The organism is Leucobacter sp. VD1, assembly GCF_037150695.1.
GTDB lineage: Bacteria > Actinomycetota > Actinomycetes > Actinomycetales > Microbacteriaceae > Leucobacter.
The window spans coordinates 480590-492142 of sequence record NZ_JBBCPO010000003.1 but is presented as its reverse complement, the minus strand read 5'-3'; the positions used below and the strand labels follow the sequence as shown (position 1 = coordinate 492142).

General features: G+C 69.2%; 10 protein-coding genes. 3 read left to right on the top strand and 7 right to left on the bottom strand.

Annotated elements, in window-relative coordinates; all coding sequences use genetic code 11:
• Positions 1-44: 44 nt before the first annotated feature.
• The gene (locus tag WFL22_RS11240; protein WP_336992846.1) at positions 45-809 is read right to left on the bottom strand and encodes an SDR family NAD(P)-dependent oxidoreductase; all 765 of its coding nucleotides are present in this window, start codon (positions 807-809) and stop codon (positions 45-47) included.
• Complete coding sequence (locus WFL22_RS11235) at positions 799-2379, bottom strand: GMC family oxidoreductase (RefSeq protein ID WP_336992845.1); 1581 nt, start codon at positions 2377-2379, stop codon at positions 799-801. Before WFL22_RS11235 ends, WFL22_RS11240 begins: the two co-directional genes overlap by 11 nt.
• A 370-nt stretch (positions 2380-2749) precedes the next feature.
• Between WFL22_RS11235 and WFL22_RS11230 the strand changes: the two genes are divergently transcribed.
• Positions 2750-3340, top strand: coding sequence for a TetR/AcrR family transcriptional regulator (locus WFL22_RS11230; RefSeq protein WP_336992844.1), 591 nt, complete (start codon positions 2750-2752; stop codon positions 3338-3340).
• A gap of 47 nt (positions 3341-3387) precedes the next feature.
• Here the strand turns inward: WFL22_RS11230 and WFL22_RS11225 are convergent, their stop codons facing one another.
• The 3 genes from WFL22_RS11225 to WFL22_RS11215 form a co-directional block, all read right to left on the bottom strand.
• Positions 3388-4524, bottom strand: coding sequence for a phosphotriesterase family protein (locus tag WFL22_RS11225; protein WP_336992843.1), 1137 nt, complete (start codon positions 4522-4524; stop codon positions 3388-3390).
• Positions 4521-5657 (bottom strand): hypothetical protein, encoded by a 1137-nt coding sequence (locus WFL22_RS11220; protein ID WP_336992842.1) that lies wholly within the window; start codon positions 5655-5657, stop codon positions 4521-4523. Before WFL22_RS11220 ends, WFL22_RS11225 begins: the two co-directional genes overlap by 4 nt.
• A 127-nt stretch (positions 5658-5784) precedes the next feature.
• A complete protein-coding gene (locus WFL22_RS11215; RefSeq protein WP_336651807.1) occupies positions 5785-6759 on the bottom strand; it encodes a methyltransferase family protein in 975 nt (324 codons plus the stop codon).
• Between the two features lie 285 nt (positions 6760-7044).
• On the opposite strand from WFL22_RS11215, the gene WFL22_RS11210 reads away from it, so the two are divergent.
• Entirely contained in the window at positions 7045-7767 is a 723-nt protein-coding gene (locus WFL22_RS11210; protein WP_336651808.1) for an alpha/beta fold hydrolase, read from the top strand.
• A gap of 137 nt (positions 7768-7904) precedes the next feature.
• Here WFL22_RS11210 and WFL22_RS11205 read toward each other — a convergent pair whose 3' ends face one another.
• Complete coding sequence (locus tag WFL22_RS11205; RefSeq protein WP_336992841.1) at positions 7905-8903, bottom strand: aldo/keto reductase; 999 nt, start codon at positions 8901-8903, stop codon at positions 7905-7907.
• Between the two features lie 162 nt (positions 8904-9065).
• Here WFL22_RS11205 and WFL22_RS11200 point away from each other — a divergent pair, with 162 nt between their 5' ends.
• A complete protein-coding gene (locus tag WFL22_RS11200; RefSeq protein WP_336992840.1) occupies positions 9066-9824 on the top strand; it encodes an SDR family NAD(P)-dependent oxidoreductase in 759 nt (252 codons plus the stop codon).
• A 116-nt stretch (positions 9825-9940) separates the two neighbouring features.
• On the opposite strand, the gene WFL22_RS11195 is transcribed toward WFL22_RS11200, so the two are convergent.
• Positions 9941-11371 carry an amidohydrolase gene (locus WFL22_RS11195; RefSeq protein WP_336992839.1) on the bottom strand — a complete coding sequence of 477 codons (1431 nt, stop codon included), beginning with the start codon at positions 11369-11371 and terminating at the stop codon, positions 9941-9943.
• Positions 11372-11553 lie beyond the last annotated feature (182 nt).

Genomic DNA, 11553 nt, shown 5'->3' with positions numbered 1-11553 from the left:
GAGCATGCCGGGAGGGCACCGGGAAGTTCCCGGTGCCCTCCCGGTCACACCGCCGTCGTCAAATAGCCGCCGTCGACAGGCAGCACCGCACCGTCGATGAACGACGCCGCATCCGAGGCGAGAAACGCGATCACCGCGGCCACTTCCGACGCTGCCCCGAAGCGGGCGAGCGGCGTGCGCGACAGGATCCGCTCCTTCGCACGGGCATCCAGGCCGTCTGCAAGGGGCGTCTCGATCCACCCCGGTGCCACGCAATTCACCCTGATGCCGTCACCGGCCCAGGCCTCCGCGAGCGACTTGGTGAGCTGCACCACGCCACCCTTCGCCGCTGAATACGCGACCCGCGATCCGCCCCCGAAAAAGGCGAACATCGACGCGATCGTGATCACCGAGCCACCCGACGCTGCGAGCAGCGGGCGTGTCAGCTCAGCGATGCGATACACCGCGGCCAGCTGGATCGAGAGCACCGTGTTGAAGGCCTCCCACTCGAGCTCGCGCTCCCCCAGGCTGATGCCCGCGGCCGGCACGAGTACATCAAGCCTGTCGAGCCGCGCCACCACCGCGCGCAATGCGGCATCGTCGGTGACGTCGACCTCGACCAGTTCGACATCGAGCCCCGGCGACACCCGCGCCCGATCAGCGCCGAGCCCGGCCGCGATCACGCGCGCGCCGAGCCCCGCGAACGCCTCAGCAGCCGCCAAGCCGATGCCCGAGGTGCCGCCCGTGACCAGCACGGTGCGGCCCTCGAACAGGCCCGGCGCGAGAGCCGGAATCCCCGGCGACGCCACCGCGATCCGCCTAACGCTCACCGGCGAGCACGAACTTCGCGCCCAGCTCACCGATCAGCACCGCAGGAGCATTCGTGTTGCCCGTGGTCACCCGCGGCATCACCGACGCGTCGATCACGCGCAGGCCATCAACGCCGTGCACCGCGAGGCGCGGCGACACCACAGCCAGCTCATCGACGCCCATCTTGCAGGTGCCGACCTGGTGGTGATACGTCGCCACCGTGTTGCGCACGTAGTCGACGAGGTCGTCGCCGTCGCCCACCGACGGGCCCGGATACACCTCGGTCGCACCCCAGCCGCCTTCGTCGGGCGCGGCGGCGAGCGCCGCCTGGCTGCCGATGCGCCGACACTGTCGCACCGAGGCCACCAGCGACTCAACATCATGCTCAGCCGTGAGCGCCTGCGGGTCGATTACCAGCGGATCCCCCGGGTTCGGCCCAGACAGGCGGATCTCGCCACGCGACTCAGGCGTTACGAGCCCCGCCATCAGCGAGAAGCCGTTGGCGCCCTTCGGCTCCAGGAAATCACCGTACATCGGCACCGAGAAGTTGATGGGCTGCGTATCCGGGCGATCCAGCTCCTCGCGACTCTTCCAGAACAGGTGTGTCTGCGTCACCGACACCCCCTCACGCGGCGGGTCGATCGGCTTCTCCGTGTCGAAGATCACCGGCGCAAGATAGTGGTCGTGCAGGTTCTTGCCCACACCGGGCAGGTCGACGCGCGGCTCGATCCCCACCTCGCGCAGCTCATCAGCAGGGCCGATACCGCTGCGCAACAGCACCCGCGGCGAATCGATCGCCCCAGCCGCGAGAATCACCTCGTCGGCGAACAGCTCGCGCACCTCGCCGCCCTGCGCGAAACGCACCCCCACCACGCGCGGGCGCCCGGCATGGTCTTCGTCATCCGAGAAGATCAGCTCGTGCACATGGCAGCCCACCTCCACGGTGAGGCGATCCCGAACCGGCTTCACATACGCCATGTACGTGTTGAAGCGCTTGCCGTCGCGCACCGTGATCTGCTGCTGCGACACACCCTCGATCGATGCGCCGTTGTAGTCCGGGTTGTGCGGCAGGCCCTCTTCGACCGCGGCATCGATGATCGACTGCTGGATCGGCGACAGCTCATACTCATCAGTCACGTCGAGCAAACCCTCGGCGCCGTGCAGCGCCGGGTCGCCCCCGCCACGATAGTTCTCAATCGCGCGGTACACAGGCAGCACGTCATCCCACGACCAGCCCTCGTTGCCGAGCGAAGCCCAGTGATCGAAATCCTGCGGCACGCACCGCACCCAGATCATCGCGTTCAGCGAGTGCGAACCGCCCAGCACCTTGCCGCGCGGCCAGTGCAGACGGTGGCCGTTCGCGCCCGGCTGCGGCGTCGTGTAGTAGTCCCAGTCGTCGGACGAGTGCCACAGCTCGCCCATGCGGCTGAGATCGTGGATCGCGGGGTTCGTGTCCTCCCCGCCCGCCTCGAGCAGGGTCACCTCGACCCCGGCATCGGCGAGCCGGCGGGCAACAACCGAACCGGCCGAACCCGCCCCGACCACGATCGCGCTCTTCGGTGCGCGCCCAGACACAGAATGCTCCGACATCAGAACTCCTCTCGCGTGCGGCTCCTTCGCCGCACCCCGCTCAGCCTCGCATCGCCAATGCCCCCGCGTCGAGCGCAACCCCAGACTCGTGCTCGCAGGCGCAAGACGCCTGCGGTTGAGGTCAATTGAGGGGCGGGGTGAGGATCGTCGAGTGGAGGAAAATGCGGCTTGGGTGGCGGATTCCGGCGGTTTTTTCTCCCTTCGGCGGGGTTGGGGCATAGGTGGGGCGGATCAGGGTGGGTGGGCGCGGATCAGAGGCGGTCGCGCATCACAGGGCGGCGGATCGCGGGGCGCGGGGCGTTCCTGCCTCCGAGCGCGGCTTTTCGTCTACACTGGAGGAGAAAACGCCAGCTCGCCGAAGGATGCCTCAATGCCGAAGATCATCGACCACGATCAGCGACGCAAAGAGATCGTCGACGTCACCTGGCAGCTCATCGTGGAGGGCGGCATCGAAGCCGCCACCATGCGCGAGATCGCCTCGCGGGCCGGCTTCGCGAACGGCGCACTCAAGCACTACTTCTCGGGCAAGGATGCGATCATCGAGGGTGCCTACGAGCGCTCCCTGTCACGCATCCAGGGCCGCCTCGCAGCACACGTCGCCGGCAAGCGCGGCATCGAAGCGCTCGAGATGTCGATGCGCTACACGCTGCCCACCAACGAAGACGCCACCGCGGCCCGCGTGCTGCTCTCCTTCTGGGAGCGCTGCGCCTTCAGCAGCGAAATCGACCACGACTACGGCGAGCATCTCACCAGCTGGAAGGCCGGATACCTGCAGTATCTGCGCGAGGGACGCGAAGACGGCGACATCGTCACAGAGACGCCCGACGAACAACTCGTCAGCGAGATCGTGCTCATGAACATCGGCGCCACAGTCACCCGGGTCGTGAGCCCGGAGCACCTCAATAGCGCCGTGCTCGACGCCCAGGTCACCGACTTCGTCGCGCGCCTGCGCCGCCCCTGAAACCCTGCGCCACCCTGGCGACCCGGGGCGATCCGGGTGCCCCGGTCTCAGCGTCCCCGCGGTGCCCCGAAGGTGAGCACCCGCGCCGGGTTCTCCACCATGATGCGGTCGATGGCCTCTGCGGCGACACCGAACTCGGCGAGCACCGGCAGGAAGTGCTCCATCACATAGCCGTAGCCGTGCCCGCCGTAGCGCCGCAGTTGCACCCGCTGGCACACATCGCCGCCCAGCACGAGCTGCGATCCCCATCCATCTGCCACCAGCTCTGCGAAGCCACGCGCCACGGATCGGTCGGTAAACGGAAACAGCGTGCCCCACGGGCTGCCCGTGGTGCCGAGAAAGTCTGCCTCAACGGTGACGCCCCGCGCCAGCAGCCGGCGCGCGAGGGGCATATCGTCGGCGATGCTGCCGGCGTGCCCGAAGACGACGGAGCGCGGATCCGCCCCTTCCTCTTCGAGGGCATCGAGCACCCGCAGCTTCGCCTCACCCCAGCCGCCCATGTGCAGCGTGATCGGGGCACCAGTGATTGCGGAGGCGCGGCCTGCGGCCCGCACACTGCGCATCTCCTGAAGGTCGACGGGGTCGCCCTCGGCGCCCACCTCCCCGATGATGCCCGAGCGGATCGCGGAGCCGGGAAGCGCCCCGCCAGCGGCCGCACCACCGACACCCACCACGATGTCGCGCACGATCTCGGCGGCAAGCTCGTCGAGACTGCGCTCGGCAAAGCCGATCGGGTGCAGGTCTTTCTGATACCAGCCGGCCCCCATCACAATGTTCAGACCCGAAGCGCGGCTGAGCCTCGCGAGCGCGCCCGCGTCGCGGCCCACACCGCTGGGGGTCACCTCGACCATGGTGCCGCCGCCCTGGCGCGCGAAGTCGCCCACCTCGTCGAGTGCGGTGTCGAAGTCGCCGAGCACATCGTTGTCGATGTTGGGGCGGCCGCGGCGCACAGCGGCGAGCGTATCGAGGGTGAGCGGTTCCCCGGCTGCCGCATCCCACTCCCCTGGGCGGGGGTTGGCGGTGTGAGCGGGGCGCCTGATGTCGAGAAAGATGTGCTCGTGCATGAGGGTGGGGCCGAGCTGCTCGGGGCGCACCGGGCCGAGCACGGTCTGCACCAGCCCTTCGAGGTTCGGGATCTCGAGCCCGTCGAGCGCGGGCGCCGCCTGCGTGTTGCGATCCGTCATTGCGCTGCTCCCTCGAGGGTCGTGCGTGCGAGCATCCGGGCCGCGTTGCCGCCGCCGACTGCGCTCACGAGTGCGTCGTCGGCTCCCAGCATGCGCAGATAGGGCAAGAACTGCGTCGCCGCGAATTCGAGCCCGTTGCCACCGAAGGCCGTGAGCCTGTGCTTGTTGCGGATCCCGCTGCTGAGCATGATTCGGCTCGCCGTGCCGCGCTCGGCTGCCCGCAGGATTGCAATGGCGATGTCGTGGTCGGAGACGACAGTGCGCACGTTCGGGATGCGCCCAAGGTCGTCGAAGCAGATCGCCGGGCCGAGATCGAGGAGGGCGTCAAGGCTCTCGAGGTCGACGCCGTGACCTCGCTCGCTCGCTATGAGGCCGGCGGTGCCGGTGAGGATCACGCGCGAGCGGTCGAGGCCCGCCGCGTCGACATCGGCGAGTGCCGGCGCGAGGTCTGCGAAGCGCTCCCTGACGTCTGTGGGTGCCGGTGCGACGGCCCAAGGATCGGCCGCCGGTGCCAGCACGAGGGCGACCCCCGCGGCTCGGGCGGCAGCGGCAGCGGATCGTATCAACGCCCTCGCCCGGTCTTGCTGCTCAGCAGGGGCGGCCGCATCGGGCAGCGGGATCGTGCCGACGACTCCAGCGGGGTGCTCGGCGGCCGAGAGTTCGGCGGCGATGATGGCAGCTGCGGCATCGGGATCAGGAGCGGAATCGAGATCCTCATCGGCGTGACCACGCGCGCCGGCTTCGCCCCCGCCGGTGCCGTCGATGCCACGCACGATGGCGACGCCGCTGGCCTGGCTCAGGCACGCGAGCGCGCCCGGGCGGGCCGTCGACCCTTGGCCGGCGAGTGCGACGATCAGCGGTACGGGCCCCTCGCCCACGGCTGCGGCGAGCAGGTCGAGGGCACCCTCTGCGTCGGGCGCGGTGAGCGTGCGATCGTCGGTGTTGACCGCGCCCAGCATGAGCCGGCCCAACGCCGGCATGTCGACGTGGCTGCGCTCGAACTCGGCGTCACCGGCGGGCACCCCGGCGTTGCCACGGCGCTCCGCAGGGGCGCAGAGGATGGTTTCGGCGGCGAGCACGAGCCCCACTGAGCTCGCCTCGATGGGTGCTCGCACGGTCTCGATGACGGGCATTGCGATCCTCCGGTGATCGTCATAGGGGCGGGGGCCGGGAGCGGCGACTCGGGCGCAACAGCCGCGGCGCGAACGCGGCGGGGCCGGGCGCCGACGCATCGACCCCGGCCCCGCGGCGCAGAGCACATTAGACCGCGGTTGCGACGAGCACGCGCGGGCTGCCCGGCAGCGCGACGAGGCGGTCGAACTTCCAGCCGGTCTCGGCGAGCCAGCCCTCGACCTGCGCGATCGGGTACACGACAGTGCCGTCGATGTTGAAGTACTCGCCGGCGTGCAGCGCGTCGATGGGGCGCTGGGTGTCGTCCTCGTCGAGGAAGAAGTCGAGCAGCATGAGCGTGGCGCCGTCGGCTGCGGCGCCACGGGAGGCACGCAGGATGGCCTGGTTCTGGGCCTCGTCGAAACGGTGCAGCACGTGGGTGAGCAGCACGAGGTCGTGCTCGCCGCCGGGCTCGGTCGACTCGGTGGGGCCTTCTTCGAGCGAGATGCGGTTGGCGACGCCGGCCTCCTCGGCGGCCTGCGCGATGCCCTCGGTGAAGCCGGGAGCGTAGACAAAGCGGGTGGTGAGCTCGGGGTTCTGCTGCATGGCGGCCACCGAGAAGCCGGCGGCGAGGCCGCCGAAGTCGAGGGCGTTGCGGAACTGCGAGAAGTCGAAGGCCTCGCCGAACTGCTCGGCGTGCAGCGCGTTGTAGGTCATCACGCCGGCCATGAAGTCGCCCCAGCCGGCCTCATCGAGGTCGAGGGTGCCGGCTTCGTCGCTGTCGACGGTCTTCTCGTAGCCGAGCCACTGCTTGTAGCTGATGTCGCCGAGGAAGGCGATGAAGGGGGTGAGGTCGATCTCTCCCTTGCCCGAGAGGTACTTCTCGGCGTCGGCTTCGAGCGAGTAGACGCCGTTTTCGCGGCGCAGCAGGCCGAGGCTGTTCATCGCGTCGGCGAGGGTGCGCACCTGGCGCTCGGAGTGCTGCGTGGCGGCGGCCAGCTCGGCGAGGTTCTTGGGGCCGTCGGCGAGTGCCTTGAAGAGGCCGATGCGGGCGGCGTTGTCGAGCTGCTTTGCGCCCATGAAGCCGATGGCGATGTCGACGATGCGTGAGGGGGTTGCGGTCATGCGAGTCGTTCCTTACGATTCTGGGCCGCCCCGCTCGAACGGGACGACGGTGTCCGTGGTGTGGCCTGCCGGAAACTCTACATACGTAGACATAAAATGTCCAGCGGTGCGGGAGTTTATTTTCTACTAACATAGAAAAATAGCGATGGCGGATCATGCCACTCGCCTTCCGGCGGCGCAGTCAGCGCCAGGCCGAGCCGATCACGGCTCACAACCCGCCCAGACCACCAGCCGCCTCGCTGGCTCCCGTCCCCCGATTCCCGTTTCACCGTCGAAAGGTCGATCATGGCACTCAGCGTCCACCACTTCCCCGCCGCAGACACCCAGCAGCCCCCCGTGGTGCTGCTGCACGGCTTCGCGTCGAGCGCATCCGAAGACTTCCTCGACACAGGCTGGGCCGAGGCCTTGGCAGCTGCAGGTCGCAGCGTCATCGCCATCGACTTGCCCGGCCACGGCGACAGCCCGGCCATCGCAACAGCCGACGAGGCCGCAACCTCGGCCGTCGTCGCGGCGATCCTCGATGCCGCCGCGACCGTCGCCCCCGAGGGCGACCTCGACGTCATCGCATACTCGCTGGGCTCGCGACTCGCCTGGGAGCTGCCCGCCGCGTCACCCCGCGTGCGCCGCCTGGTGCTCGGCGGCCTCAGCGCCTTCGAGCCCTTCACCGCAGTCGACCCCGCAGAGCTCGACGCCGTGCTCGGTGGAGCCGAGCCCACGAACCCTCTCGTCGGCATGATGGCCGGCATGATCTCAGCGCCCGGCCGCGACACCGCCTCGCTCGCGAAGCTGATCCCTGGTCTCGCAAGCGAGCCCTTCGCACCCCAGCAGGGTGGCCCCGCGGTGCCGACACTGCTCGTTGCGGGCAGTGACGACCAGATGACGCAGGGCATCGAGCAGATGGCCGACGCACTGCCGCAGGCATCGCTCACTCACGTGCCCGGCGACCACCGGGCAGCGCTCGACAGCCTCGAGTTCCGCGAGGCCGCGATCCACTTCCTCGCCCAGTAGCGGCCCCGCCCACAAGGGCCGCGCGTCGAGTCGGCCCCCAATTCACGCGAACTGGGGGCCGACTCGGTATGAACAGGCCGACTCAGCGGGCAGACGTGCCGACGGGCGAGCACCGGCCGACGGGCCGGCAGCCCCGGCTAGGCGGCCGGCGGGGCCCAGACGCCGTCGGCACGCACCTCGCGGTCGAGCCAGAGACCCGCCACAGCCTCACGGATCCGCTCAGCCCCCACGCTCTCGAGCAGCGGGATCGCGCCGAGATTGTCCTCGAACTGGCGCACGCTCGACGCCCCGAAGAGCACGTTCGCGGTGGCGGGGTTCGCCAGGCAGAACGCAATGCCGAGCTGCGCCGGGGTCGCGCCGAAGGAGTCGGCGATGCGCTGCACCTCGGGGTAGGCGGCAACGATGCGCTCCCGAATACCACCCACATCGGCGCCGATTTTGCGCTTGGGGCTGAGCTTGCCCACGAGAATGCCACCCTCGAAAGCGTCAGACGCTTGCAGCGCCAGCACGCCCTCTGTAAACCAGCGGCCGTAGAACTCTCCCTCGGCCATGCTGCGCCTCACCAGCCCGTATTTCAGCTGGGCGAAGCTGGGCGGAGTGAGCCCCTCTGCCGCGACGGTGTCGAGCGCGAGCTGCAGCGCTTCGGCCGGCCAGTTGTTGACCCCCCAGCTCGTGAAGCTGCCGCGGTCAATCTCGGCCTGCACGTCGCGCACCACCTGGGCGATATCGATGTCGCCCATGAAGTCGCCGACGACGACGGTGTCAAAGCTCTCGGGCCCGCCCGCGCCCGCCCCGATGCGTTCGAGCGACACGTCCATCTGTCCGGCGAAGCCGGTCTGGGGGTACTCCCACAGCCAGAGCTTGCCGCAGAGCTGGTAGTCAGTGGGGGCGAGGCCCAGTTCGCGGATGGCCTCGCCGAAGAGCAGGTCGGTGCGCGAAGCCTCGGCGTGCGGCCCCATGTTGTAGTAGGCGACGTCGAAGAATGCCGAACCGGCTTCGACGGCGCGGTTGATCAGCGCGAGGCGATCCGCCACTTCCATGCGATCCCAGATATTCCAGGAGCCGAGCGCGAATACCGGCACCTCCGGTCCGCCCGGCCCGAGCTTTCGAGTGGGAACCTTGCCTGTGAATGCCACAACCGCCTCCTCGCAGTGTCGACTTCGGGGCGCGCGGCTGCTGCCGCAGATCCGCACTCCCTTTATTTTCTACGATCGTATAATATAAAGGCTGATCGATCCAGCGCACACCGCAGCGGCGCCCAGAATCATCCCCACACCAGCCTCGACGAAGGAGTCACCGTGACCTCACCCACCCCCGGCAGCGCCGGATCCCGCACCGTCCTCATCACCGGCGGCGCCGGCGGCATCGGGCAGGGCATCGCCCGCGCGTTCATCGCGGCGGGCGACCGCGCGATCCTCGCCGACCGCGACACGGCAGCCGTCTCCGCGGCCGCCGAGGCACTCGGAGCCGAAGCCCTCACCCTCGACATCACCGACGCAGCCGCCGTCACACAGGCATTCCAGAGCCTCGCAGCACGCGGCAGCGTCGACGTGCTCGTCAACAACGCAGGCATCCTCTCGGTGCACGGCGCCGTCACCGAGCTCGAACCCGAGGCCTACCGCTCGATCCTCGAGGTCAACGTGATCGGCACCTTCACCATGATCCAGGCCTTCGCGAAGCACCGCATCGCAGCCGGAGGCGGCGGCAGCATCGTCAACATCTCATCGATCGGCGGCCGCCAGCCCACCCCGGGCATGGGCGCCTACGAGTCGAGCAAGGCCGCCGTCGACTCCGTCACCCGCTGGGCCGCCATCGAACTCGCCGCGCACGGCATTCGCGTCAACGCGGTCGCCCCTGGGCCCGTGCTCACCCCGATGCTCGAAATGGGCATGCCTGAAGGGTCACCCGCGCGCGCAGCCTGGTCGAGCCGCATCCCCCTCGGCGATCTCGCGAAGGTCACCGACATCGCTCCGTCCGTCGTGTTCCTCGCGAGCGAGCAGGCCGGTCACATCGCCGGTGTGAGCCTCGCCGTCGACGGCGGCCAGCTGCTCACCTGATCTTCTGAGGGTGGGGTGGATCGGCGCAGCGCCGATCCACCCCACCCCCGGCAGCGCCGGCTGCAACGGCGCCGGGGCGGGCCTGGGCCAGCCCAGCCCCGCTGCAGGTGCTCCGGCTATCGCTCGAAGATCACTTGGCCGTCGAGCACGGTGAGATCGACGGGCACCTCGGGCAGGCCCTCCGCCCCCACTTCGAAGGGATCGCGCGCGAGCACCACCAGGTCGGCCACCTTGCCCACCTCGACGGTGCCCTTCCACGACGCCGCACGATCCTGCGCCGCGGGCACCGCAGTGTAGGCGCGCAGCAGGCGGTGCAAGCGGGCACTAGCGACCTCGGGTGAGGCGTCACCGCCCATCATCACGATGCGTTCCTCGGCGGCAGCCACCCAGTGTCGCCAGTCGAAGTGCAGCACCGGAGCATCAGACGACAGCACGAGCACGCCGGCATCGAGCGCGGCACCGAACTGCCAGGCCTCTGCTGCGGCATCAGCCCCCATCATCGAGGCAAGCCACGAGCCGGTGATGGTTGCGATGCCGGGCTGCGCATTGAACCAGACACCGAGCTTAGCCATGCGCCGCACCTGATCGGAGGTGGCGAGGTCGCCGTGAATGATGACGTGGCCGAGCTGCTGGGAAGTCGGCGCGCCCGGCTGGGCGGCGGCTTCGGCGATCGCATCGAGGGCGAGGCCGATGGTGCGGTCGCCGGTGGCGTGCAGGCCGATCTGCAGGCCTGCGGCGTGCGCGGCGCGGATCATCTCGGCAAGGCCCTCGGCCTTTTGCTCGATGCTGTCACCGTTCACGAGCAGGTCGCCGTGGGTGCCGTCATCATAGGCACGGTCTGTCCAGGCCTGGCGCGACAGCGGGATGAGGTCACCGAAGATCTTGACGCCGGGCACATTGAGCCAGGTGGGCTCGGGCTCGGGTGCGGCGGCGGCACGCTCGCGGATGCCGGAGAGCACGGTTTCGACGTCGCTCGGGCCGTCGAGCACGCCGTATAGGGCGAGCATGGTGACGCGCTGCTGCAGCTCCCCTTCGGCGGCGAGTTCGCGGTAGACGTCGAGCACTTCGCTGTGGAAGCAGCCCGTTTCGCCGTCGTCTTCACCGGGACCGATGCCCGGTTCGGTGTAGCTGGTGATGCCAAGCTCGGAGAGCATGCGACCGGCATTGAGGATCGCGGCACGGCGGGCCTCGCGGTCGACGGCGAGCGCGCCGCTCAGCTGTGCCGCGACTTCGGGGTCTGGGGCGCCGAAGAAGGTGTGGGGCCAGCGGGCTCCGAGCCAGGCGGCGTGCAGGTGGGAGTCGTTGATACCGGGCAGCAGTGCTCGGCCGTCGAGGTCGATCACGCGGGTGTTCGCGCCGATCAGCGGTTCGATGTCGGCCTGTGCGCCGACGGCGAGGATGCGACCCCCCGCCACTGCAACCGCTTCGGCGCGGCTGCCGGCCTCGTCCATCGTGAGCACCGATCCGCCGATCAGCACCAGATCGGCTGATGGTTCTGATGCCGTGGCGGCACTGCCGCCCGTGGTCGCCGCACTGCGCCGCGTCATGATGCGCTCCGCTTCGGTGTCATTGATGCGCTCCGTCTCAGTGGATTCTCTCGCAACAGCGAGGCCCGCGACTCGTCAGTGAATCGGGGCTTCCCGCTTGGGTCAACGTATGTAGAATAAAACCACATCCTCGGCATCCGGGCAACGACGCCATGCCGATATCCCACGGAATGGAGCTTTCG

What these genes read in the sequence shown, in the direction of transcription:
- WFL22_RS11235 (WP_336992845.1), bottom strand. Translation starts at nt 2,379, where the DNA reads ATGTCGGAGCATTCTGTGTCTGGGCGCGCACCGAAGAGCGCGATCGTG.
- WFL22_RS11230 (WP_336992844.1), top strand. Translation starts at nt 2,750, where the DNA reads ATGCCGAAGATCATCGACCACGATCAGCGACGCAAAGAGATCGTCGAC.
- WFL22_RS11225 (WP_336992843.1), bottom strand. Translation starts at nt 4,524, where the DNA reads ATGACGGATCGCAACACGCAGGCGGCGCCCGCGCTCGACGGGCTCGAG.
- WFL22_RS11220 (WP_336992842.1), bottom strand. Translation starts at nt 5,657, where the DNA reads ATGCCCGTCATCGAGACCGTGCGAGCACCCATCGAGGCGAGCTCAGTG.
- WFL22_RS11215 (WP_336651807.1), bottom strand. Translation starts at nt 6,759, where the DNA reads ATGACCGCAACCCCCTCACGCATCGTCGACATCGCCATCGGCTTCATG.
- WFL22_RS11210 (WP_336651808.1), top strand. Translation starts at nt 7,045, where the DNA reads ATGGCACTCAGCGTCCACCACTTCCCCGCCGCAGACACCCAGCAGCCC.
- WFL22_RS11195 (WP_336992839.1), bottom strand. Translation starts at nt 11,371, where the DNA reads ATGACGCGGCGCAGTGCGGCGACCACGGGCGGCAGTGCCGCCACGGCA.